Source organism: Ekhidna sp., assembly GCF_040223195.1.
Lineage (GTDB): Bacteria > Bacteroidota > Bacteroidia > Cytophagales > Cyclobacteriaceae > Ekhidna.
The window spans coordinates 16,681-38,966 of record NZ_JAVKDX010000008.1 but is presented as its reverse complement, the minus strand read 5'-3'; the positions used below and the strand labels follow the sequence as shown (position 1 = coordinate 38,966).

16 protein-coding genes are annotated in these 22,286 nt (G+C 44.4%); 10 read left to right on the top strand and 6 right to left on the bottom strand.

Annotated features, from left to right (window positions below; all coding sequences use genetic code 11):
• Positions 1-28 precede the first annotated feature (28 nt).
• From priA to RLN88_RS03690, 4 genes are all read left to right on the top strand, one after another.
• On the top strand, positions 29-2,503 hold the full coding sequence (priA, locus tag RLN88_RS03705) for a replication restart helicase PriA (RefSeq protein WP_350220033.1): 2,475 nt from the start codon (positions 29-31) through the stop codon (positions 2,501-2,503).
• 11 nt (positions 2,504-2,514) lie between these two features.
• Positions 2,515-3,216 (top strand): hypothetical protein, encoded by a 702-nt coding sequence (locus RLN88_RS03700; RefSeq protein ID WP_350220032.1) that lies wholly within the window; start codon positions 2,515-2,517, stop codon positions 3,214-3,216.
• A complete protein-coding gene (locus RLN88_RS03695) occupies positions 3,185-3,841 on the top strand; it encodes a DUF6048 family protein (protein ID WP_350220031.1) in 657 nt (218 codons plus the stop codon). The genes RLN88_RS03700 and RLN88_RS03695 overlap by 32 nt, the downstream gene beginning before the upstream one ends.
• Before the next feature lie 182 nt (positions 3,842-4,023).
• The gene (locus tag RLN88_RS03690) at positions 4,024-5,034 is read left to right on the top strand and encodes a hypothetical protein (protein WP_350220030.1); all 1,011 of its coding nucleotides are present in this window, start codon (positions 4,024-4,026) and stop codon (positions 5,032-5,034) included.
• A 125-nt stretch (positions 5,035-5,159) separates the two neighbouring features.
• On the opposite strand, the gene RLN88_RS03685 is transcribed toward RLN88_RS03690, so the two are convergent.
• Together RLN88_RS03685 and RLN88_RS03680 are read right to left on the bottom strand one after the other, a co-directional pair.
• Entirely contained in the window at positions 5,160-6,149 is a 990-nt protein-coding gene (locus tag RLN88_RS03685) for a zinc-binding dehydrogenase (RefSeq protein WP_350220029.1), read from the bottom strand.
• Positions 6,150-6,234: 85 nt separating this feature from the next.
• Entirely contained in the window at positions 6,235-6,978 is a 744-nt protein-coding gene (locus RLN88_RS03680) for a LytR/AlgR family response regulator transcription factor (protein ID WP_350220028.1), read from the bottom strand.
• Between the two features lie 111 nt (positions 6,979-7,089).
• Between RLN88_RS03680 and RLN88_RS03675 the strand changes: the two genes are divergently transcribed.
• Positions 7,090-8,394 (top strand): serine aminopeptidase domain-containing protein, encoded by a 1,305-nt coding sequence (locus RLN88_RS03675; protein WP_350220027.1) that lies wholly within the window; start codon positions 7,090-7,092, stop codon positions 8,392-8,394.
• Positions 8,395-8,423: 29 nt separating this feature from the next.
• Here RLN88_RS03675 and metG read toward each other — a convergent pair whose 3' ends face one another.
• Positions 8,424-10,478 carry a methionine--tRNA ligase gene (metG, locus tag RLN88_RS03670; protein WP_350220026.1) on the bottom strand — a complete coding sequence of 685 codons (2,055 nt, stop codon included), beginning with the start codon at positions 10,476-10,478 and terminating at the stop codon, positions 8,424-8,426.
• A gap of 98 nt (positions 10,479-10,576) precedes the next feature.
• Here metG and typA point away from each other — a divergent pair, with 98 nt between their 5' ends.
• The gene (typA, locus tag RLN88_RS03665) at positions 10,577-12,391 is read left to right on the top strand and encodes a translational GTPase TypA (RefSeq protein ID WP_350220025.1); all 1,815 of its coding nucleotides are present in this window, start codon (positions 10,577-10,579) and stop codon (positions 12,389-12,391) included.
• On the opposite strand, the gene RLN88_RS03660 is transcribed toward typA, so the two are convergent.
• Positions 12,381-13,220, bottom strand: a complete 840-nt coding sequence (locus RLN88_RS03660; RefSeq protein ID WP_350220024.1) for a formylglycine-generating enzyme family protein — start codon at positions 13,218-13,220, stop codon at positions 12,381-12,383. The genes typA and RLN88_RS03660 overlap by 11 nt on opposite strands.
• Before the next feature lie 122 nt (positions 13,221-13,342).
• Here RLN88_RS03660 and RLN88_RS03655 point away from each other — a divergent pair, with 122 nt between their 5' ends.
• Genes RLN88_RS03655 through RLN88_RS03640 form a run of 4 tightly spaced genes read left to right on the top strand, consistent with a single transcriptional unit; the run spans position 13,343 to position 19,386 of the window.
• Complete coding sequence (locus tag RLN88_RS03655) at positions 13,343-15,187, top strand: M61 family metallopeptidase (protein WP_350220023.1); 1,845 nt, start codon at positions 13,343-13,345, stop codon at positions 15,185-15,187.
• Positions 15,188-15,228: 41 nt separating this feature from the next.
• Positions 15,229-16,572 carry an efflux RND transporter periplasmic adaptor subunit gene (locus tag RLN88_RS03650; protein ID WP_350220022.1) on the top strand — a complete coding sequence of 448 codons (1,344 nt, stop codon included), beginning with the start codon at positions 15,229-15,231 and terminating at the stop codon, positions 16,570-16,572.
• 2 nt (positions 16,573-16,574) lie between these two features.
• Positions 16,575-17,945, top strand: coding sequence for an ABC transporter permease (locus RLN88_RS03645; RefSeq protein WP_350220021.1), 1,371 nt, complete (start codon positions 16,575-16,577; stop codon positions 17,943-17,945).
• On the top strand, positions 17,938-19,386 hold the full coding sequence (locus RLN88_RS03640) for a TolC family protein (protein ID WP_350220020.1): 1,449 nt from the start codon (positions 17,938-17,940) through the stop codon (positions 19,384-19,386). The genes RLN88_RS03645 and RLN88_RS03640 overlap by 8 nt, the downstream gene beginning before the upstream one ends.
• 2 nt (positions 19,387-19,388) lie before the next feature.
• On the opposite strand, the gene RLN88_RS03635 is transcribed toward RLN88_RS03640, so the two are convergent.
• Positions 19,389-20,315 carry an SDR family oxidoreductase gene (locus tag RLN88_RS03635; RefSeq protein WP_350220019.1) on the bottom strand — a complete coding sequence of 309 codons (927 nt, stop codon included), beginning with the start codon at positions 20,313-20,315 and terminating at the stop codon, positions 19,389-19,391.
• A gap of 166 nt (positions 20,316-20,481) precedes the next feature.
• The gene (locus RLN88_RS03630; RefSeq protein WP_350220018.1) at positions 20,482-22,236 is read right to left on the bottom strand and encodes a sodium:solute symporter family protein; all 1,755 of its coding nucleotides are present in this window, start codon (positions 22,234-22,236) and stop codon (positions 20,482-20,484) included.
• Positions 22,237-22,286: the final 50 nt, after the last annotated feature.

Genomic DNA, 22,286 nt, shown 5'->3' with positions numbered 1-22,286 from the left:
TGTTAGAAAATTGTAGCTTAGAAGCACTTTGAGTAAAGAATTTCAATACTGTGAGGTTATTCTGCCCCTCCCGCTCCGAGGAACATTCACCTATGCGATTCAAAATGAATTTCGCTTACAAATTCAGCCAGGTTCCAGGGTTATTGTATCCTTCGGAAAGAAGAAAATCTACACGGGCATAGTACTTTCTACACACTCGAATAGTCCCACCGAATACCAGCCAAAGGAATTGCTGGACGTGCTGGATGATCAGCCCATTGTCAATGATCAGCAGCTTAAATTTTTCCAATGGATGGCCCGGTACTATATGTGTTCACTTGGAGAAGTGAGCAATGCCGCCCTTCCTGCAGCGCTTAAATTGTCAAGTGAAACCTTTGTGGGGCTGAATCCTGAAATAGATCCTGATGAAGCTTCCGCATCTGATCGCGAATGGGAATTGTTGCGATCGCTGAAAACCAACGACCTGACGATGAAGGATGTGGGCGAGGTTCTGGGTTTGAAGCAACCGCAGCGTGTCCTTAAACAGCTTTCAGAAAAAGGATTCATTGACTTGTTCGAAAAGGTGAAGGACAAGTATCAACCCAAGAAAGTAAAACGGGTAAGGATTTCCCCCGCATTTATGGAAGAAGGTATGCTTGAAGGATTGCTCAACGAACTGGAGAATACTCCGAAGCAACAAGATGTACTCCTCGCCTATCTTCGGGATGTGCCGGTACTGGATGACCCGGTGGCTAACGAAAAAGGCATATTGAAATCTCAGTTGGTAGCCCAAGATATCAGCCCATCTTCCCTCAAAACCCTCATCAAAAATGAAATCTTCGAAGAATGGGAAGAAACCGTTTCCAGACTCGGTAATATTCACCCATCCATTCCCGGAAGTGTAGCACTCAGTCAGGAGCAGCAGTTGGCAAAGAAGGAAATCCTTGCATCTTTTGAATCTCACCACACCACCCTGCTTCACGGGATCACCGGAAGTGGGAAAACGGAGATTTTCATTGAGCTAATCAAAGAGCAAATTGAGGCTGGTAAGCAGGTACTCTACCTTCTTCCGGAGATAGCCCTTACCACTCAGATCATTGCACGCCTGCATAAGATTTTTGGTGACAGCTTCGGCGTGTATCACTCCAGATATTCGGACAATGAACGTGTGGAAGTGTGGCAAAAAGTATTGAAAAAGGAGTATCAATTTGTGGTAGGCGTTCGCAGTGCCGTTTTCCTTCCTTTTTCAGAATTGGGGCTGATCATTGTGGACGAGGAGCACGAGCCCTCCTACAAGCAATTTGAGCCTGCCCCACGTTATCATGCCCGAGATTCCGCAATCTATCTGGCCACCATTCATAAGGCCAATGTCCTGCTGGGGACGGCCACCCCGGCCCTGGAGACGTATCAAAACGCGCTGGATGAAAAATATGGATTGGTGGAACTAACCTCCCGATACGGAGAAGCCTACCATCCCAAAATGGAATTTGCCAATGTGGCCCGGGAAAGAAAACAAAGGAAACTCAAAGGAAACTTTACCTCCGTGTTGGTGGATGCCATTCAGGAATCATTGGATAAGAAGGAGCAGGTGATCCTGTTCCAAAATCGAAGGGGGTATGCTTCCTATATCACGTGCGACAACTGCGGCACCATTCCCAAGTGCCCCAACTGTGCGGTGAGCCTCACCTACCATCAGTATAACAACAAGCTCGTCTGCCACTACTGCGGATATAATCAGAGCATGTACGCTGATTGTTTGCATTGCGGTAGTCAGGAGCTGAGAAATGTTGGATATGGTACCGAAGAGCTGGAAGAAGAAATCAAATTGCTCTTTCCTCAGGCCATCGTTCAGCGCATGGATTTGGATACTACCCGAAGCAAGTACGGCTATCAGCGCATCATTGAAGAATTTGAAGAGGGGAACATCGACATTCTGGTGGGCACACAGATGGTGAGCAAAGGACTGGATTTTGACCGGGTAAATCTTGTGGGCATTTTCGATACCGATCGGATGATCCACTTTCCAGACTTCCGCTCTCACGAGCGTGCCTATCACCTCATCACTCAGGTGAGCGGCCGGGCAGGCAGGAAATCCAAAAACGGAAAAGTGATTGTGCAAACCAACGACCCTGATCAGGAGCTACTGCAAAGGGCGCGAAATGATAACTATAGGGCCTTTTATCAATGGGAAATCAATGAACGGGAGCGGTTCCATTACCCTCCTTTCACCCGGATCATCAACATCACTTTCAAGCACAGGGAAAAGCATATCTCATTCCAGGCGGCCAATTTCTTCGCTGCTGACATCCGCAAAAACCTGGGCGATCAGCGTATGGTGGGGCCCGTGGAGCCGCTCATTGGCAAGATCAGAAATATGTACCTGCACGAAATCACATTGAAAATTGAAAAGCAAGGCATTAACTTGCCGCGTGTAAAAGAATACCTCCTGTCTGTGGAGCAAATGATGAAGCAGATGCCGGCATTCAAAAGTGCTAGCGTGGTATTTGACGTAGACCCGATATAGTGCAGAACCAAGTGAAACAACTACTGAGTATTTTCATTCTTTTTCTTTTGGTCGTATCCTGCGATCCCTGTGACGATTGTGAGACGGTAAGCTTCGAACCAACCGTTTCTCTGATTTTCATCAATCAGGATAGTATCCAGCATATCAATGACAGTCTTTCGGTGATTGCCTTTAATGACTCTGTGATTAATGCAAATATTGACTCACTTGATATCCTCAGAGATAGCTTAGAAATCGTGCTAGACTCCATTGAAAACGGCGGAAGCCTCAATAGCCAAAGAATGGACCTGGAGCAATGGATCATGGATCGTCAAGCTGACTCCCTACTCTATGCCGAAAAGAATCTGGGAACGGATACGATTGTCCCCATCCTTACACAAACCCGCTCAACGATTAACTCCGGCCTGCTGCGTGTGGACCAAATTGAAATCCTGGGCACCTCCTATGTGAACCTATTTGAGGATATAGACAGTGCCACCACCTGGAGCATACCTCTATCCTATGAAGGTGAATTCACACAATATGAGGTGACCATTGCGGGAGTATCTGAGATCATTGAGTTTGCTTATGACAACTATCAGGAGGTAGACCAGCAACGAAATGTGCTGATACGGGCCCGGAATATCCGGGTGATCAATGAACCATACGATTCATTAATTAATTGCGAAGAAAACTGCGTAGATGGTGAAGCAACGTTTACTTTTTATTTCTAGCCTGCTGCTGTTTTCAGGCATTTGCTTTGGTCAAACCGAGGCAGATTCTGTGGGGCAGTCCCGACGGTTGCTTACCCCATCGATCTACCTAGATTATGGCAAGCTTTTCACCATCCCCACCAACTTTGAGACCAAGTACGAAGGAGGGCTTGAATTGCTCTTTCTGGAAAAATTTCCGCTCTACCTTGAGGCTGGTCAGGCCACTCTGGCTCCCGAGGGGGCTTACTCCAACGGTACCTACGAGAGCGAAGGCTTCTATTACCGGATTGGTGCCGGATATGTGGGCCAGTTTCTGCCAAAGAATAAAATTGGGGTTTCTTTCCGGTATGCTGCCTCTACTTTTACTGAGGACGGGAGAATATTCATCGAAAGTCCCTCCGGAGCGCAGGAAACATTTGTGCAAAACATCCAGCGGGATGATCTAAAAGCTACCTGGTACGAGGTGGTGATCTACTCAGACCGAAAACTATCCGACCTGTTTAGCATTGGCGTGAACCTCCGGCTCAGAATACTTGGCAGCTATGATGAGCAAGCCCCGGTAGATGCATATGCCATCCCCGGCTATGGACGAGCCTTTGACAAGACCATCCCTGCAGCCAATTTCTTTTTTAAGGTGAGTTTTTAGCACTTTTACCGATTCGTTGAGAGCCATTATATTTGGAGTGCGTATTATACCCGTGTACAAACGACTACAAGTATTTAATTGTCGTTTTTATTACTGAATATCAACACGTTGGTATTAAAAGGAATAAGAAATATATAAGGAAAATAACGCGCACTGTGCGCGTTACATTATAGTTATAGAGCATGGCTGAACGCATGGAGAATATTTACGTCATTGAAATACCTCTTTCCACTTGGATTCCAATAGAATCAGGAAGTACTCTAGTTAGCAACTATGATATGACTGATTACAAAGTGAGTTTTGCTGTGACATTTCACGTTCCAGAATCTGAGAAAAATGATCAAACGGTCATCACGACAAAGTTTTTACTAACAGATTCGAAGTTTCATGATTTACCATTTTCTGTAAGAACGAACTTGGCTGTCATTTGGACAATTAGACATATAAATCGACTGTTTGATGTTATTAGAAATTCAACGGACTTCCATCAGATATCAAGATTTTCAATACTTGATCTACCAGCGTTTATTAAGGTGTGGTACAACAATGATCTGTATGATTATCTGACAAACCCTAAAAAAGAGGAAGGGAAATTGGAGATAAAAAAGGAGTACTTCCAAGGTTATCTACAAACATTGGATGTATGGGAAAACCATCCGGAAATTGAAGTCATTGACAAGTATCATGGCTATGCTAAATATCATTTAGATAGAGAAGAAATGACTGAAGCAGTAATAGATCTTCAAACTTCATTTGAGGTATTTCTAAGACACTCATATAAAGTCATATTAACTGTTGAAGGAAAGAAAATACCTGAAACCATTTACGAAATTCCATTGCGAAACTTATTAACTCAACACCTATCAAAGTATTTAAAAGTTGACTTGAGTTATGATAAGAACCCAACGATGGAGTCTTGGCGCACGAACCTTTATAACCTGAGAAATAAAATTATACATGAAGGCTTCTGGGATGTAGATGGCAATCAAGCTTATCAAGCCTATGATGCCTATTTTAATACACGGAACTATTTAGCCGATCTAATGAGAAAAAGAGGATATCTAAATGAGAAAATGGATATTGATTTAACCATGTTCAGAAAGAATATTCCTTCGGAGATTGATCATGACCAAATTCTGAGAGAATTGAAAAGGAAAAATATGCTTCCCGACAATGTTAAACTACCTGAATAAAGCTCTATAACAGACACTATCATCCATAAGCTAACTGAGCTATTTGCAAAGGCTAGTGCTATGAAATACTTTAGTAGTAATTTGAAAAGTCCAGCTTACGGATGATAGTTGGCCGTTAGTACCAACTAACGCAGCTGTAGAAGTGCTCTACCTTTTTTTCGACTTTCTATATGCAAGTGAGCTTTTGCGATATCATCCAAGCCATAAACTTCACCGATTGGCAATCCTGCCCAACCTTCCGATAGAGCGGTCGCTAAATCTTGAGCTGCAGCCTGCTTTGCTTCAGAGCTGAAATCGTCGCTCCCAAGAAAAAAAACGGAGATATTGGAGAAGACCAGTGGCCAAAATGGAATACTTGTTGGATTTTCATTCGTTGCGTAAGTAGCAATTGAACCTCCTTGCTTCAGTATACTAACATTGGCATCAATATTTGCAGCAAAGGCCACCTCTACAATATGATCGACTCCATTAGAATAGTCTCTTAGCACCGACGCTTTTAACTGATGATTAGCAGTATAGACTTTATCAGCTCCGGCTGCTTTTGCTACCGCTATATCCTCATTCTTTGTCACAGAGCCTAAAACTATAGCACCCGATCTTTTCGCCATTGCAATCGCACACTGACCAACTGCTCCACCTCCCCCTTGAACCAAAATAACCTGGTTGGAGCGATTAAACCTGACCTCACTCCCACCAATATGTATGGACCGATGACCAGTAATCCCGGGTATTCCCATTTGAGCTGCTTGCATTAGATCAACATTTTCCGCCAACTCAACTATGTTACTTAATGGAACACAACATAACTCTGCAGCTGTACCATATGGACGATATGATTGTGCCCCATAGCAAAGAACTTTCTTGCCAACCCAAGCATCATCAACCCCTTCACCAACTTTGCTTATATAGCCTGAGCCATCACTATGCGGAATAATCTTGTCGTAAGGCATGCCAACCCCAAATGTGTCCGCACGCTTCTTAACCTCACCCGCATTTACTCCGGAAAAATGAATTTCAATCTGAACTTCACCTTCTTTAGGAAGAACATCTTCGACTTCCTGAACTTTTAATACTTCTTGTGCTTTGCCTTGCCGTGTATAAAATGCTGCTTTCATTAATTCTTTTATGAGAGGTATAAGTTCTGTAGAAAGTAAATAAAAATGCTAACAAACACTATCCGCCATTAAACTACGAGCCACTTCAAAGACTCTTTAGATCCCAATCAAACTCATACGAATTCCCAATCGGCAGAAACTTATCCTTCCTTATTTCCACAGAGGTTTTGTCATAGGAAATCACAGCCTGCCCATTCACCACAAAGGACTTATGGATGCGGACAAAATAATCCGGCAATTCACTTTTCGCATTCTTCAGGCTATTGTAGCCAATGATCTTACTTCCGTCTTTCAGGTAATACGTCACATAATTTCCCAGTCCCTCCAGGTACAGGATATCCATTGGGTGAAGCCGGTAGAACCGCTTATCTGATTTCACCTCAATGGCCGCATCATGGATCGGTTGATTGATGGCGCGCTCCGCAAAATAGAGTTTCAAAATCTTTAGAGCCAGTAGAAAAAGAGCCGTGGAATTGATCAGGATAACCGCCCGGAGCACCTCACTGAGGCCTAGGATTTTTCCAAGTACAAACGTGCTGTTTTGTTCGTAGAAAAAATGGATAAAGAAGCGTTGCATGATTGCACCCACAAGCAAAAGCCCCAGGAAATACACCACAAAACGGAGAAACTGTTTTTCCAAAAGAACCTTTGGCAGCAGCCAGTACATCGCAGCATAGGATACTCCTATTCGGATCGGCAGCAGCACAAACTCCAGAAAATAGGAAGCCGCATAGCCATCCCCCTTCTCCCAGATATAGCCAAATAGCAGAAAGTAGCCAAGCCAGAAGAGGATATGCGTAAGTATACGTGATCCGAATAGGTAGTTCATGAGAATGTGACGTCCTGAAACAACCGCAGTTTACATAAAAAAGCCGAGCGGTGGTATAACAAATCCATTCAAAAGCAAATCAGTCTGTAGCATTGGGCAAAACAAAACATCATGCAAAAAGGAATACTATTTTTCGCGTTACTTATTGGTTCATTTTTAGGTCACTCTCAGGAGCTTGGGAGACGAGCTTCGTGGCAGGCGCAGGTTAGCTGGCCCGATAATCAAACTCCGGGTGCTGAAATCCAATCCATCGAGCCGGGATCTCCACTATCCAAATCAGGATTAAAAACCGGAGACCGGATCATTCAGGTAAATGACCGAAAGATTCTGAATGGGGAAGATTGGAGCCACGCGACATACAGCATCCGAGAAGGAGAGTCTACCAGTATTCATATCAAACGAGGTGCTGACTGGCTACTGAAAGAAGTAAAACTGAACCCCCTCGAAAAAGAATCACACGAAGGGCTTTCTACTTACTATGAGAGCATCGTCAGCGACTATGGTATCCGCCAACGGACAATAATCACCACACCAAATCCTAATCAAAAGCTACCTGCCATTTTCTTAATTCAAGGCCTGAGTTGTTCCACCATCGAGAAGTATTCCGGTCGGTCAAATAATTGGGTGAAGATGATTGAGACCCTGGTAGAACAATCGGGGATGGTGGTGATGCGGGTGGACAAGCCGGGGGTTGGAGATAGTGAAGGCGACTGTGGATGTACGGATTTCAAGACTGAACTAAATGGCTATGAAACTGCCTTGAAAAACCTCAAAACCAAGGAATATGTAGACACAACAAAAATCGTGGTTTATGGGGCCAGCATGGGTAGTGCGCTTGCCCCATGGATTGCAAACAGACATAATCTTGCAGGTGTGATCTCTGACGGAACTTTCTTCAAAACGTGGTTTGAGCATATGCTGGAGATTGAGCGAAGAATCAGGCAGATGAGTGGAGACGATGAAAGCACCATTGTGAAAAAGATGAATGAAGCCTACATCCCGCTTTACTATGGCATGATGATTCAGAAAAAAAGCTATGAAGTGGTCATTGAAGCATATCCGGCTATCAAGGATTACAACTACCATGGGCCTGAACACATGTATGGCAGACCTATGAGCTACTATCAGCAACTGCAGGATTTTGACCTGGCCGGAGAGTGGGAAAAGGTAAAAGTTCCGGTTCGAATCCTCTATGGCTCCAACGATTGGATCATGTCAGAATTCGACAATCACATGATCATGAAAGTATTGGATCGGGCAGGTCACGAAGATCACGAGCTACACATCTATCCCGGTCTCGATCACTGGAATACCATTCACGAAACTCCGGATGATTCTTTCAATGGAAAGCCAGGCAAATGGGATCCTGAATTGCCCAAACTGGTAATTAATTGGATACAAGAAATGGTGGAATAGAATAAAGCCTGCTAAATGCAGGCTTTTTTTTACGCGATAGTCGCCCCATTCTGCGCATCGGCTCCCGGGCTCACGGCTACCAATTTGCCATCGGGATTCTCCGCAAATAAGAGCATACCCTGAGACTCCACTCCCATGATCTTGCGGGGTGCCAGATTGGACATCACCGTCACTTTCTTCCCGATCATCTCCTCCGGAGTAAAATGCTTTGCCACGCCACTCAAAATCGTTCGGGTCTCAATTCCCATATCCACTGTAAACTTTAACAGCTTACTGGACTTCTCTACTTTCTCGGCTGTCTTGATCTCTCCCACCCTCAGATCCATTTTCATGAAATCATCGAACACAATTTCATCTTTGAGAGCTGGTAAACCTGGTCCACTATTTTCTTGTTCGTTCATTTTCTTTGTTTCCAAAAGTTTATTCACTTGTGATTCTATCTCCTTGTCTTCTACCTTTTCAAAAAGCAGAGTGGCACCATTCAGCTGATGTCCGGCAGAAAGGAAATCCACTCCTCCTGCTTCTGCCCACTGCTTTTGCTCCAGGCTTAAAATATCCAGTAGCTTCCTTGCTGTAAATGGAAGGAACGGCTCACACACAATTGTAAGATTCGCACTGATCTGAAGTGCAATATTCAGAATGGTCTCCACTCTGTTTTGGTCTTCTTTAATGAGTTTCCATGGCTCGGTATCCGCCAGGTATTTATTACCAATTCTGGCTAGCTCCATCATCTGACTAAGTGCCTCACGGAATTTGAATTGATCGAGAGCTGCTTCGATCTTGGCTGGTGCTTCACCTACAGCTTTGATCACTTCCTCATCAATAGGGAGGAGATCATGTCTTGCTGGCACTTTGCCTTCAAAAAACTTGTGCGTAAGTACCACCGCTCGGTTTATAAAGTTTCCAAAAATCGCAACGAGCTCACTATTATTCCTGGTTTGGAAATCCTTCCAGGTAAAATCATTGTCTTTTGTTTCCGGTGCATTAGCAGTGAGTGTATATCTCAGCACATCCTGCTTTTCCGGAAACTCTTCAAGATATTCGTGAAGCCACACCGCCCAGTTTCTTGATGTAGAAATCTTGTTGCTCTCCAGGTTCAGAAACTCATTAGCTGGCACATTGTCCGGCAAGATGTAGCTCCCCTCGGCTTTCAGGATAGTTGGGAAAATGATGCAGTGAAATACAATATTATCCTTGCCGATGAAATGTAACAGTCTGGTATCCTCAGATTTCCAGTAATCCTCCCAATTTTTTCCATTATCCATCGCCCACTGCTTGGTCGCTGAGATGTATCCAATCGGCGCATCAAACCACACATAAAGCACTTTTCCTTCACCTCCATCTACCGGCACGGGTATCCCCCATTTCAGGTCACGGGTCATCGGTCGTGGGCGCAGACCATTGTCAATCCAGCTTTTGCATTGACCATATACATTGGACTTCCACTCTTTGTGCCCATCGAGCAACCATTCCTTTAGCCATGGCTCATATTGATCTAATGGCAGGTACCAGTGTTTTGTTTCCTTCATCACAGGAACCTCTCCGCTCAGCATGGATTTCGGATTTTTTAATTCTGCAGGACTAAGCGTGGAGCCGCAGTTTTCACATTGATCTCCATATGCTTCCCCGAAACCACAGGTTGGGCAGGTGCCCTTAATGTATCGATCAGCTAAGAATTGTTGCTCCTTCTCATCAAAAAACTGTTCGGAGGTCTCTTCCGTAAATTTCCCTTCCGCATACATTTTTTTGAAAAATTCAGAAGCGGTTTCATGGTGTAGTTTTGAAGAGGTGCGATGGTAAATATCAAAGCTGATCCCAAATTTCTCAAAAGAGTCTTTGATTTGATTGTGGTAGAAGTCAACTACTTGCTGAGGAGTCTTCCCTTCCTTGCGTGCCCGAAGCTCTATCGCTACTCCATGCTCATCAGAGCCACACACGAAAGCCACATCTTCCCCTTTGCTCCTCAAGTACCGAGCATAGATATCAGCAGGCACATAAACACCAGCAAGGTGTCCAATATGAACAGGTCCATTTGCATAGGGAAGTGCTGCCGTAATCGTATGTCGTTTGTATTCTTTAGCCATAATTTCGATAAGAGACCGCAAATATACCTTTTGTGTTTGCCCTATATAGTGCAATCCATGATAGTTCTATCTAATTTTGCGGTCGAATTCAAAATTGCATGCAAGAAATCAGAAATATTGCCATCATCGCACACGTAGACCATGGCAAAACCACGCTCGTAGACAAGATCATTTACGCCACTCAGGAGTTTCGCGAGAACCAGGAGAAAGGCGAGCTCATCCTTGACAGTAATGACCTGGAGCGCGAAAGAGGGATTACTATTCTTTCAAAAAACGTTTCAGTCGAATACAAAGGAGTAAAAATCAACATCATTGATACCCCCGGTCACGCCGATTTTGGTGGTGAGGTAGAAAGGGTATTGAAAATGGCCGATGGTGTTATCCTACTTGTGGATGCGTTTGAAGGCCCAATGCCACAGACCCGATTTGTGCTTGGCAAAGCCCTTGGATTGGGGCTTTCCCCTATCGTGGTGGTAAATAAAGTGGATAAAGAAAACTGCCGTCCGGACGAAGTGCACGAGCAGGTGTTTGATCTCATGTTTTCATTGGATGCTACTGAAGAACAGCTTGATTTTCAAACACTTTATGGTTCCAGTAAGCAAGGATGGTTCGGGGAAGATTGGCAAAAGCCAACTGACAACATTCTGCCTTTGCTTGACAAGATCATCGAAGTAATCCCTCCCGCACCATTCAATGAAGGTGTTCCGGCCATGCAGATTACCTCCTTGGATTTCTCATCTTTTACCGGACGAATTGCTATCGGTCGGGTATGGCAAGGGACTTTAAAAGAAGGAGCCCAACTGGGAATCAGTAAACGGGACGGATCACTCAAAAAAGTGAGGATCAAAGAACTTCAGGTTTTTGAGGGACTTGGAAAGAGAAAAGTAACCGAGGTACGTGCAGGTGATATTTGTGCCATTACAGGAATCGAGGATTTCGAAATTGGTGACACGATCACTGATTTTGAAAACCCACATGTGATGCCGCGAATTGCCATAGACGAGCCCACGATGAGTATGCTTTTTGCCATCAACGACTCTCCTTTCTTTGGCAAGGAAGGAAAGTTTGTGACATCCAGGCACCTGAGAGATCGATTACTTAAAGAGCTTGAAAAGAACCTTGCCCTTCGTGTAGAGGAGACAGGTTCAGAAGATAAATTCCTGGTTTATGGTCGTGGTGTGCTTCACTTGTCTGTATTGATCGAGACGATGCGAAGAGAAGGTTACGAGCTGCAGGTTGGTCAGCCACAGGTACTTTTCAAAGAAGATGAAAACGGACAGAAGACTGAGCCAATTGAGCAATTGGTAATCGATGTGCCGGAAAACTTCTCCGGAAAAGTGATCGAGATGGTGACTCAACGCAAAGGAGAACTGAAGGTGATGGAGCCAAAAGGTAACGTGCAGCACCTGGAATTTGAGATTCCTTCCCGAGGGTTGATAGGTCTAAGAAATAACATGCTGACAGCAACTGCGGGAGAAGCCGTGATGACGCACCGACTAAAGGAGTATCAGCCATATAAAGGAAATATTGCCGGCAGGATCAATGGATCATTGATCTCGATGGAAAATGGACCTGGCACTCCTTATTCAATTGATAAGCTTCAGGATAGAGGCGTTTTCTTCATTGATCCGGGAGTGGATGTGTATACCGGCCAGGTTATTGGTGAGCATAGTCGTGATAGCGATCTGGTGGTGAACATCCAGAAAGGAAAGAAGCTAACCAACATGCGAGCTTCCGGTTCGGACAACAACGTGAAGATTACGCCGGCCAAGAAATTCAGTCTGGAGGAAGCTTTGGAATACATCCAGAAAGACGAGTACGTGGAAGTAACTCCTCAGTCTATCCGGATGCGAAAAATCTATCTGGATGAGAACCAGAGGAAGAGGATGGCAAACGCAGAAGCTAAAGTATAATTGGAACAATTTCAGCAATACACCTAAAGCCTACCCAATCGTAGGCTTTTTTTGGGTCCGTCTGAATACGTTTAGAGGGGAAGGAAACCGAAAGTTTATGTCGCCAACTCCCTCCTTTTACAATACCTGGCTCAGCAACCATTTCAGCAACATTACCAATAAGATGAGTATATCCTAAATCAAACGAATATGATGGGTCGTTAATCCCCTGAGGTAACTGTTCTTCAAGTGTAATAAACCAAGGGTATTCTTTTGACAAAACAAAAGGAATATGTTCACCTTGTGCATACTCCTTGATCTCCTTCTTAAGCTGTTTCAATTTTATGTCTCTATCAGGATACATACTGTAAACCTTCCTTTTATCTCCCGCTTGAATCATTTCCCAAACCAAAGGTTTAATATTTATAGAAGTATCTAATGAATCAAGTTTTCTAGCAGCGATCTCCCATTCATGCTCACTTGGCAATCGATATTTTACCCGATATGAAGCATTTTCTTTGCTAAGTTTTGTATTAACCATCTTTGTTCTCCACTTACAATATTCCCTAGCCTGAGCATATGTAATACCTACAACAGGGTGATATCTGTATGCAGGGTGCCTGAAATAGTCAGGCCTATAATTCTCTGTTACTACCTGCGCTGGTAAGATAGAATTATAAAACGTCTCAGAAGAATCACTTTTTACATAATATTCATACTCAAGCCAATGAATGTTCGCCACTTCCGTCTTATCTAAGAAAAGTGAGTCTGTAAGTTTTAAACCGCCGGGAGGGTTTATTTGTGCAAGAATTGAACTTGAAAGAAATAATAGAAGATATCCCAATTTCATTTCCCAATGATAACTTCAAACCAAAAAACATCCAACGTTACCACTTATATAAATTAACCACTATTGACAAACAATAGGGGTTTTTTACGTTTAGACTTGCAACACATTTTATTTGGATATACATGAAAAAAATCTTCTTTCTCATACTTACTGCAATATCTTTCATTGCATTTTCTCAGGAAAAGTATCAGGTTTCAATTGATTTAAGAAAAGCTGAAAATGACAGACTTCCGATTGAAATCCTGGTTCCCAAAATAGCGGAGGAATCTGTTGAATATCACATGCCAAAGGTGGTTCCCGGCACTTATAGCATTTCAGATTTCGGTCGCTTCGTTGACCAATTCAAAGCTTTTGATTCAGAAGGAAACCTTTTGGAAGTTGGAAACATCTCAACCAATAGATGGGCAATAAAAGACGCGAAAAAATTGAGCAAGATTACTTACTGGGTTGAGGATTCATTTGATGATTTCGAAGGATACGGAAGCAACAGGATTTTTGAGCCGGGAGGTATGAGTATTGAAGCTGACAAAGGTGTATTTGTGATTAACACGTTTGGTTTCATCGGCTATGTAGACGGATACAAGTTCAGCCCTTTCGAGCTCACCATTCTTCACGATCAGAAGATTCAGGGAGCTACTTCATTAAAAAAAGAGGCTTCTAATGATACGACGGATACTTACATCGCCGAGAATTACAATTTCCTGGCAGACGCGCCAATTATGTATAGCGAGCCAGATATCGTGAGCAAGGAAATAGCTGGAGCCAATGTTCTTGTTTCCGTCTACTCCCCCAACAAAGTACTGAGTGCTGAAGACGTGATGGACAATATAGATGAGCTGATGGAAGCACAAGCCAAATATCTCGGCGGTAAGCTCCCCGTAGATCGTTACGCCTACTTGATTTACCTTTTTGACGGACCGACTATTTCGGGATCATACGGTGCTCTGGAACACTCCTACTCTTCACTGTATTCACTCCCTGAAATGGATCCAAAGCGCATAAGCCAGACTGTGAAAGATGTAGCAGCTCACGAGTTTTTCCATATCGTAACTCCACTAAATATTCATTCTGAAGAGATTCACAACTTCAACTACATAGAGCCTGAAATGAGCCAGCACCTTTGGCTATACGAAGGTGTTACGGAGTATTCTTCCCACCATGTCCAGGTGAAGTATGGACTTTATGAGCTTAAAGATTTCTTGGATCAGATGAGACAAAAGATGTTTGAGCAGGAGCAATATGGTGTTGACATTCCTTACACTGAATTCAGCGAAAACATCCTGGAGCCAAAGAATGAACGACGATATGGAGATGTCTATTCCGGGGGTGCACTCATCGGTTGGTGCCTGGATTTGACTATTATTAAATCTACTAATGGCCAGAAGGATTTGCCCTCAGTGATCAGAGAGCTCGCAAAGCAATACGGACCTATGAAAGCCTTCAAAGACGATGAGCTATTTGATGAGATTGAAAAAATCACAACCCCCGAAGTTGGGGAATTCTTAAGAAAACACGTTGGTGGAAATAAGCCTCTACCCTATACTGAAATTCTTGGTTGGGCAGGGATACGGTACGAAAATGAAACCATTGAATTGAAAGTAACAACCGGAAAATTTAGTCCTTCACTAAATGATAATCAGGAAATTTACATAGCCAGCATTGACCAAATGAATGAGTTTGGGAAGGAACTTGGATTAAAAATTGGTGATGTTTTATTGGAATGGAATGGTGCTGCGGTAACCCTTCAATCCTTCAACGATGTGATAAGTAACTATTATGAAGAAGTGAAAAATGGAGATAAAGTGACCGTAGTGGTAAGAAGGGAAGTGAATGGAAAAATGAAAGAAATCAAACTAAAAGCGAAGGCAAGAGAAGTAAAAACCTCACAAAAACATACGCTGGAAGCCATCGAAAACCCATCGCCTGAACAACAAAAAATTAAATCCGTGTGGCTGGGTAAAGAGTAACCTAATTGCCCGAGTAAAGTATTGTCTAAAGACCTAACGTCATGAAGAAAAACAACAAAATTCTCCTAATCGGCGGAGCAGCCGTAATCATAATCCTCCTATTGGTTTTCACTGGTAGCAGCACCGAATCCACGGTGGAAGTCATTACTGAGGTTGAGCAGGGTGAATTCGTGGTGGACATTATGACATCAGGAGCACTGGATGCAAAAAATTCTGTCCCCATCAAAGGCCCACTAGATCTGAGAAATTACCGAATCTGGAATGTTACCATTCAGCACATTATAGACGAAGGAACGGAAGTAAAGAAAGGACAATATGTGGCCCGGCTCGATCCTTCAGAACTCACCGGAAAAATCAAGGATGCCCAATTGGAAGTAGACGCTTCTACCTCTCAGCACACCCAAACCCGACTCGACACGGCACTCACCATGCGTCAGGCACGGGATGAGCTAATCAATTTAGAGTATGCCGTAAGGGAAAAGCAGCTAACTCTTGATCAATCCCAATTCGAGCCACCTGCCACCATCCAAAAAGCTGAAATAGAGTTGGAAAAAGCGAAGCGTTCACTGCAACAGGCTAAGGAAAACTACGAAATCAAAAGACAACAGAATGTTGCCAAGATGCAGGAAGCTACTGCTGAGCTTCAGGGCGACCGAAATGAACTGGAAGGTCTGATGTCCCTTCAGAAAGATTTCACCATCATCGCCCCGCAGGATGGGATGCTCATCTATGAAAGAAGCTGGGATGGCAAGCCCGTAAAGGCCGGATCGCAAATCAGCGCATGGGACCCTACAGTGGCCACTCTGCCTGATTTATCCCAAATGATTACCAAAACCTACGTCAATGAGGTGGATATCCGTAAGGTGAAAAAAGGGCAATCTGTAGAGATTGGGTTTGATGCATTTCCGGATAAAAACCTGAAAGGGAAAGTGACCAAAGTAGCAAACGTGGGAGAACAACGACCAAACTCTGATGCAAAAGTGTTTGAGGTAGAAATCGAAGTTTTCGGAACGGACCCTCTTCTTAAACCAGGAATGACTACCAGCAATAAGATTGTAACCAAAACGGTAGAAAATGCCCTTTTTGTTCCGCTGGAAAGCCTTCACTCCCAGTTTGACTCCATTACCTATGTCTTCAAAAAGTCCGGCGGGTCTACCATAAAACAAGAAGTGATGATTGGAGATGCTAATGCAGAGTATGTACACATACTGGCTGGTCTGGAAGCTGGCGACAAGGTTCATCTTTCTTCTGTTCAGGGGATGGAATCAAGAGAAGTGAGCTTACTCCCCGAGATGGATGGGAAACGAAACAAAAAAGAACAAGAAGTGGCTGAACAGCCTGCTTCCGAGAATCAGGAATTTCAAGGCCGCCGAAGAAGAGATTAAAAATGGATAAGCAACGAATCTTAGCCAATCTTCTGATCGCCATTGAAGCAGTTTTAGCCAACCGGGTACGCTCAATTTTGACAGCTTTAGGGATCATTTTTGGCGTTGCAGCTGTGATTGCTATGCTTGCCATAGGGAATGGCGCACAGCAGGAAATCCTGGAGCAAATCAAGCTCGTGGGTGTCAACAACATAATCATTGAGCCGGTGGTAGAGCAAACCGAAGAAGACCTCACGGAAGAAGATCAGGCAAAAGAGAAAAAGAAGTTTTCGCCCGGACTTACACTTGCAGACAAGCAGTCGATTATGGAAACGATCCCCGGCATTGAAACAATTAGTCCGGAAATCCTGCTCGAAACCTACATAATAAAAAATGGTATTCGGAGGTCTGCAAAGTTAGTCGGCGTAGAACCAGCCTACTTCGAAATCTTCAACTTCACCCTCTCCGACGGAAAAATGTTCAATGAAACCCAGCTTGAAAAAGGTGAAGCAGTATGTATCATCGGGAAATCCATTGCAGCTAAGTTTTTCCCTTCCGAAAACCCGATCGGAAAAATGATCAAATGTGGCCCAAATTGGCTGAAAGTGATCGGAATACTAGACGAACGATACATCAGCGAAAGCAGCATCAGCAAACTGGGCATCCGGGATTACAACATGGATGTGTACACCCCGCTCCAAACCGTGCTGGTACGATACAAAAATCGCGCTATGCTGACCCAGGAAATGATCCAGGGTGCAAACAAAGGCTCATCCGGAATGGTATTTTTTGGTGGAAACGGTGGAAATGACGATGACAGCAGTCCTTCTGGCCCTGTAAACTATCATCAGCTTGATCGCTTGGTAGTTCAGGTGGCAGAGACCGAGAAACTAAATCCTACAGCAGATGTCATAGTTCGAATGCTGGAAAGAAAGCATAACCAGGTGGTAGATTATGAGATTGAAATCCCGGAACTATTACTCAAGCAGCAGCAGCGAACCAATGATATTTTCAGCTATGTCCTTGGAGCCATCGCCGGCATATCATTGATTGTTGGTGGAATCGGCATTATGAACATTATGCTTGCCTCTGTTTTGGAGCGCATTAAAGAAATCGGTCTGAGGCTTTCCATTGGAGCGAAAAAAAATGACATCATCAACCAATTTATGTTTGAGTCTATGATGATCAGCATCAGTGGCGGATTCATAGGAATCGTGCTCGGTGTGATAATGGCTTTTGCCGTGAGTCGCTTCGCAGAGATTCCAACAGTCATTTCGTTTGGATCCATTCTTATTTCTTTCGGTGTAGCCACGGCTATCGGTCTAATCTTTGGAATAGCGCCAGCAAGAAAAGCAGCACTTCAAGACCCAATTACTTCTCTCAGATATGAATAAGGTATTTACATTAATAGCTTTCATCACACTTTCTTTTTCAGGATATGCTCAAACAGTATACACGCTAGATGGGATCATTGGCCTGGCCAAAGGACAATCTCCGCTGGCCAAGCAAGCGGAGACCCGAAAGGAAAACAGGTTTTGGCAGTATAGATTGTTTCGCTCAAATTATAACCCTCAGTTGGCTTTGAGTGGAAATCTGCCAGCTTACAGCAACCAGTTCATTCCTGTAACCCAGGAAGACGGTTCAACCCAATTTCGGCCAGTGGAGCAAACAAACTCATCACTGAACCTTGGCCTTTTTCAACCAATCTCCCCTACCGGTGGAAGTATTTCAGTGAATACAAGGGCGAGCCAATTTCAGGATCTGGTGATAGACGACACGCGATGGAGAAGTACTATTGTAGATCTTACATTAAATCAGCCGATTTTCGCTTTCAACCAACTCAAGTGGGACAAACGTACCGAGCCCATCCGATACGAAGAATCCAAACGAAGCTATGTGGAAGAAATGGAATTTGTGTCCAGGACGGCTGTGCAGCGCTTTTTTGATTACCTGGACGCACAGGTAAACTACCAGATCGCTGAATTTAACCTTTCCAATAACGATACCATTTATAACATTGAAAAAGGGAGGTACAATATTGGAACCACATCTGAAGACAAGCTTTTGCAGGTAGAATTGCAACTACTGAGGTCTCAACAAGACCTGGCTCAGGCACAGCTCGATCTGCAAACATCCCGCCTGGCATTGCGTACATTTATCGGATTAAACGAAGGGCAGAATTTTGATTTGGCGCTACCTGAGGAGATTCCCATTTTTCCTGTAGATGAAGAAATAGCCCTGCAATATGCCAAAGACAACCGATCAGATTTCATCGCATTTGAACGCAGGCGGATTGAGGCGGATGCTCAGGTGGCACAGGCCAAAGGTCAGCGATTTCAAATGAACCTTAATGCCTCCTTCGGGCTAAACAGTGCCGGGACCTCCTTTGATCAATCCTATCAGGATGCACAAAACCAGCAGTTTGCCAACCTCACCCTGAATATCCCCATTGTAAACTGGGGAAGAAATGAGGCTCGGATGAAAACGGCACTGGCCAACAAGCAATTGACGGATTACGTGATTGCACAGGAGGAACAAAATTTTGAACAGGAGATCATTACCCAGGTACGTCAGTTGGAAGTGCTGCAGCAGCAAATTGAAATTTCCAAGAAGTCAGATGAGGTGGCACAAAAGAGATATGAAGTCGCTCAAAACCGCTACCTCATTGGGAAGATTGACATCACCAACCTGAACATTGCGCTGACAGAAAAAGACAATGCGAGAAGAAGCTACATTAATGCACTCCGCACCTACTGGATTGCCTATTATGATTTAAGAAGGTTGACGCTGTATGACTTTGCAAATAATGCGTTGCTGTATGCGATCGATGAGTAAAATCAAATTTTCAACTTCCTCATTCCTTTAAAGTACAACCACATCATCTTTAGTTTGGAGCTGCCCTTTTTGCGCCCCATTTCCATGGCATCCCAGAGCTCTTCCGGGATGGCTTCAAGCATATTGAACTCCCCAGCTCCTTTCAGCCACTCTCCCCCATCAATGGTGATCACTTCCCCGTTGATATACGCGGAGTAGTCTGACACCAGGTAGGCAGCCAGGTTGGCCAGCTCCTGATGATCCCCCACTCTGCCAAGGGGTACTTTCTTCGCCGGATCATACTTCTTTTTCAGGTCACCGGGCAGCAATCGATCCCATGCACCTTCTGTTGGGAATGGTCCCGGAGCGATAGCATTACTTCGGATGCCGTATTTAGCCCACTCCACGGCCAGTGATCGGGTCATCGCCAGCACCCCACTTTTGGCGCAAGCAGACGGCACCACATAGCCTGAACCCGTCCAGGCATAGGTGGTCACAATACTTAGAATATTTCCCGGTTGTTTGTTTTCAATCCAGTCTTTTCCCGTAGCAAGGGTGAAGTTGTAGCTTCCTTTTAGCACAATGTCCACCACCGTATCAAACGCTCGATGGGAAAGGCGTTCAGTTGGACTGATGAAGTTTCCTGCTGCATTGTTGAGCAACACATCTACTTTCCCAAACTTTTCCTTGGTCTCACTGATCACACGCTCCACCTGCTCATACTCCCGCACATCACACGCTACACAGTGTACGGGGTAGCCAGACTTAGCTGTAATTTCTTTGGCTGTTTCCTCCAACACATCCATCTTGCGGCTGGTAATCACCAGGTTGGCTCCCAGCTCCGAAAAATAGGCTCCCATGGATTTTCCCAATCCTGTTCCTCCTCCTGTTACGATGATTGTTTTGCCCTTTAAAGATTCCGGGCTAAGCATGCCTTGTGTGTGACTCATAAAGAATTTTGTTTGAAAGGCAATATAGCCAAAGCACATAAAAAAAGAGGCCCTTGAATAAAGGCCTCTACATTTGGCAGTGAATAGAGCGGTGAGTCTCAGGCATCAAAGTACCCACATTATCATTTGATAATCAATACCCTAAAATGGGTATTTTTCGCTCCACTCACGAATGCTTCCACCATCGGATTATAAGGAATGTCGATCCACCAAAGATGGCTAGCAAAACAGCTGCTAATACAAGGTGGCCATAGATTACATTTCCAATGGCAAACAAGGCTGCATAAACCCCGATTGTGCCTACAAACACACTCAACACCTGATATCTCAGGCCTGAAACTTCTGGTTTTTCAAATCCAGCCCATCCGATAGAAGGTTGTGTTAGTGCTACGAATGATTTGAGCTTCTCTTCTGATTCCGGGCTCGTCACCAGCGCCGTGATCACCCAGGCCATGGTCGTTATGCCTGTTGCAATCAGCAATTTCATAGTGAATTCATCAATAAACTCTGTCCCAAGTGATCCTTCCGGTACTTCTAGTACCAAGACAAAAGCATTGATTGTGGCAACTACCATACCCACGATTTCAGTGATCGCATTGATCCTCCACCAAAACCATCGTAGCAAAAAGATCGCCCCTGTTCCCGCTCCGGATAGTAGTAAAATATTGAAAGCTTGTGTGGCATTTTCCAGAATAGTCAAAGACATCACACCAGCAATCACCATCAGCAAGACAGTCGAGATTCTTCCAATAGTTACCAATTCCTTCTCACCAGCATCCGGCTTTACAAACCGCTGATAGAAATCATTGACAATATAGGATGACCCCCAGTTCAGATGCGTGCTGATCGTAGACATATAGGCTGCAATCAAGGAAGCGACAACCAAGCCAAGCCATCCGGGAGAAAGCAGGGTGAGCATAACCGGATAGGCAATATCATCTCCAAGGTATTGATCATTGATGTTTGGAAATGCGGCTTTAATGGATTCCAGATCAGGGAATAAAACGAGTGAAGCCAAAGCCACAAGTATCCATGGCCATGGACGAAGGGCATAATGAGCGAAGTTGAAAAAGAGCGTGGCGCCCACGGCATGCTTCTCGTCTTTGGCCGCAAGCATTCGCTGAGCTATGTAGCCTCCTCCGCCCGGCTCTGCACCGGGGTACCAGACCGACCACCACTGTACTGCCAAAGGGATGATGAACATGGTGATGACTAAAGAAGAATTGTTGAAATCTGGAATGATGTCAAGCTTCCCTTCTACTGAAGCATGCCTCAGTAAACCGCTGATCCCTCCTACCTCCGGTTGTGAGACGGCCACATATGCAGCATAAAGTGCTCCAAGCAACGCAATTCCAAATTGGAAGAAATCTGTCCAGATTACACCCTTGATTCCCCCGAGAGCTGAGTAAGCCGCCACCACAGCCGAGGCGATTACCACGGTATAGATTGGTTCCAATCCAAACAGAATAGACGAAATCTTGATTGCAGCTAGTGTTACCGATCCCATGATCAGACAATTGAAGAAAATGCCCAGGTAGAGTGCCCTGAAACCTCGCAGGAATGAAGCAGCCTTTCCTCCATATCTCAGCTCGTAGAATTCCAGGTCTGTCAAAACCCCTGATCTTCTCCAAAGCCTTGCATAGATAAACACGGTTACCATCCCAGTCACAAGGAATGACCACCATGCCCAATTTTTGGCTACTCCGCCTTCCCGCACAAATCCGGTGACCAAATTAGGTGTGTCAGCAGAGAATGTAGTAGCTACCATGGAAACTCCTAAAAGCCACCAGGGCATAGATTTACCTGCCAAAAAGTACTCAACCGAACTCTTTCCGGCCGTTCTGCTAGCAGCAAAACCAATCAGTAATACAATGAGAAAGAAAGCTCCGATTACGAGCCAGTCTAAAAGGGATAGTGCCATATCTGAATTTTCAAATCCTGCTAAGGTAGGAAAATAGCACACATGTAACC